Raw genomic sequence first — 2,842 nt, forward strand, 5'->3', positions numbered from 1 at the left:
ATGGGTGGCGACCTCGGGGCGGGGTATTTCAGTGCCACGGCTTTGCATCTGCAATGGCATCCGGGACTCATGCTGATCTTTTTCGTGGCGGGCTTGGGGGCAGCGCTGACCGGCGCCTTTTTACCGGCTTGGGAAACCAGCCGGGCGACCCCCGCCCTGGCGTTGCGTGCCGGCACAGAAGAACAAGGCCATCAGCAGCGCCAACATCCCTGGATAGGTCTGCTGCTCTTGGGACTATCCTTGGCAGGGTCTTTAGCTCCGGCCATCCACGGCATCCCTTATCTGGCCTACGGCGCGGTAGCCTGCCTGCTCTTCGCCCTGCTCTTTTTATTGGCGCCGCTCCTGCGCGGACTGACCCGGATCTTTCCCCTGCCCCATGCACCCGTCTGGCGTCTGGCCTTGGAACAACTGCGGGGCGCGCCGGGGCGGGCGGCGCAAAGCCTGGCTGCAGTGGTAGTGGCCTTTAGTCTGGTCGTGGCCATGGCGGTGATGGTGGGTTCATTCCGCGACTCGGTCGCCAACTGGCTGACCGACATCTTACGCGCGGACCTCTATGTACAGGCAGGGATGAATAGGGACGCATTCCTCCCTCATGGGGCTGCGCATCTGCTGTGCGCACTGCCCAATGTCCGCGCCTGCTCACCCCTGCGGCGAGTCACCCTGAATTTATTGCCGGGACATCCACCCGTGATGCTTCTCGCGCGGGGCATGAACAGCAACGATCCAGAACGGGAATTGCAGATACTCCATGCGGTCAGGGTCGGGCCACAACAGCCGCCGCCCGTGTGGATTTCGGAGATTCTGGCGGGCATCAGTCGCTGGCAGGCCGGGCAGGTAATCCATCTGCCGCTGGGTGGGCAGGAGCGGGCGGTGACCATCGCCGGTATTTATCGGGATTACGCCTATCAGGAGGGGTCAGTGTCCATACCCATTCAGCAATACCGCGCATGGTCTGGAGACGATGCCGTCAACGGCGTCGCCCTCTGGCTGCGTCCTGGTGCCGCGATACCGGCCACCATCCGCAACTTGCGGCAGACACTGCCCGGTGATGGCCAATTATTGGTCGCGACCCCCAAAGAAATTCGCAGTCAGAGCCTACAAATATTCAACCAGAGCTTTGCAGCCACCTATGCACTGGAGGCTGTCGCCATGGTGATCGGGCTGCTGGGGGTGAGCAGTGGCTTCGGGGCGCAGACGCTGATGCGCCGCAACGAATACGCCATGCTGCGGCATCTGGGTCTGCGGCGGCGTGATCTGCTCACTCTGCTCCTTGCCGAGGGCAGCATTCTTTCAGTCCTCGGGATACTCATCGGCGGCGCGCTGGGGATGGCCATCAGCGTCATCCTGATCGAAGTGGTCAATCCCCAGTCTTTCCATTGGCACATGGGCTTTCGTCCGTCCTGGCCGCTGTTACTGACCCTGAGTGCCATCCTCTGGCTGGCGAGCACGGCGACCATGGTGCTGGCCGGGCGGCGGGCGATCCGGCACAACTCCGCGGTGCTGCATGATGATTAGTCATTTACGGTCGGGATTACTGCGCAAAGGGATATGTTCCGGTCTTCTGATGCTGTGCTGCGGGCTCTATGGACCAGCGCAGGCCGAATCCAGTCTGCCGGGGATGCCCCTGCCTTTACAGCCCACGCCGGATGTGAAGGTCACCTCGCAATACCCCATGCAATTCCCCAACGCCCTGGGTAGTCACCCGGCTTTCCCCATTGAATGGTGGTATGTAACGGGTTGGCTGCATAACGCGTCGGGAAAACCGCTGGGATTTCAGATCACCTTTTTCCGGGTCCGGCCCCCTAAGGTTTGGGCGAACCCCAGCGCCTTCAATCCCCGCGAACTGCTTTTTGCCGAAGCGGCCCTGAGCGATCCCCGCGTCGGGCATCTGCTTACCGCGCAACGGACCGCGCGCGCGGGTCTCGGATTAGCAGGGGCGGACCGAGACCATACCGATGTCTGGATTCGCCACTGGTACCTGCGCCAGCAGGGGCAGGATTACGAGACACGTATCAACGGCAAAAGAATCCGTTATCGACTGCGATTCACGCCAACCCAACCCGTGATACTCGAAGGTCTCCAGGGCATCAGCCGGAAGGGTCCAGACCCGAAGAATGCCAGCTACTACTACAGCCTTCCTCACCTAAAGGTCAGCGGGACGGTGGACATCAAAGGACAGCGCGAGCTGGTCAGCGGGGAGGCGTGGCTGGATCACGAATGGTCGGCGGCGTATCTGCCCAAAAAGGCCGTCGGCTGGGATTGGCTGGGGATCAATCTGCAGGATGGCGGTGCCCTCATGGTCTTCATGATGCGCCGCGCCGACGGTGCGCCCTTCTGGCTGGCTGGCACAGAGCGTAATGCGCAGGGCCAGGTACACTACATTCCGGCCAAAGACATCCGCATGCGGCCTACTGGCTGGTGGCGGTCGCCGCAAACCGGCATACGTTACCCTGTACGCTGGCAGATGCAGGTGGGAAGCATGCATCTCGCTGTCGTTCCGCTCATGGACAATCAGGAATTCGACGCCAGCCGCAGCAGCGGCACCGTCTACTGGGAAGGCGCCGTGCGCGCCATGACGGGCCAGCAGACCGTAGGGAAAGGCTATCTGGAACTCACCGGCTATGGCGGTCGTCTGGCCCTGGGCCATCGGCGAAGCACTCCGTAACTGGAGCAATCCCCTCCGCGTTGCTACACTGATGACATGCCCAACGAAAGCTCCCGTCTGCCGCTGCAACAACAATGACTGACGCCCTCGACGACGCTGCGTTGCTGCGTTATGCGCGCCAGATTCTCCTGCCGGAAATCGACATTGCCGGACAGCAGGCGCTGGCCGCCAGCCGGG

2 protein-coding genes are annotated in these 2,842 nt (G+C 62.1%); both read left to right on the forward strand.

Annotation, left to right across the window (positions count from 1 at the left end):
- Positions 1 to 1,515: ABC transporter permease (locus tag Q0C48_RS13285; RefSeq protein WP_291525129.1), on the forward strand; the 1,515-nt coding region annotated here is incomplete at its 5' end.
- The gene (locus Q0C48_RS13290) at positions 1,505 to 2,665 is read left to right on the forward strand and encodes a carotenoid 1,2-hydratase (RefSeq protein ID WP_291525130.1); all 1,161 of its coding nucleotides are present in this window, start codon (positions 1,505 to 1,507) and stop codon (positions 2,663 to 2,665) included. The genes Q0C48_RS13285 and Q0C48_RS13290, both read left to right, overlap by 11 nt.
- Positions 2,666 to 2,842 lie beyond the last annotated feature (177 nt).

It is taken from the genome of Acidithiobacillus sp., from assembly GCF_023255755.1.
Lineage (GTDB): Bacteria > Pseudomonadota > Gammaproteobacteria > Acidithiobacillales > Acidithiobacillaceae > Acidithiobacillus.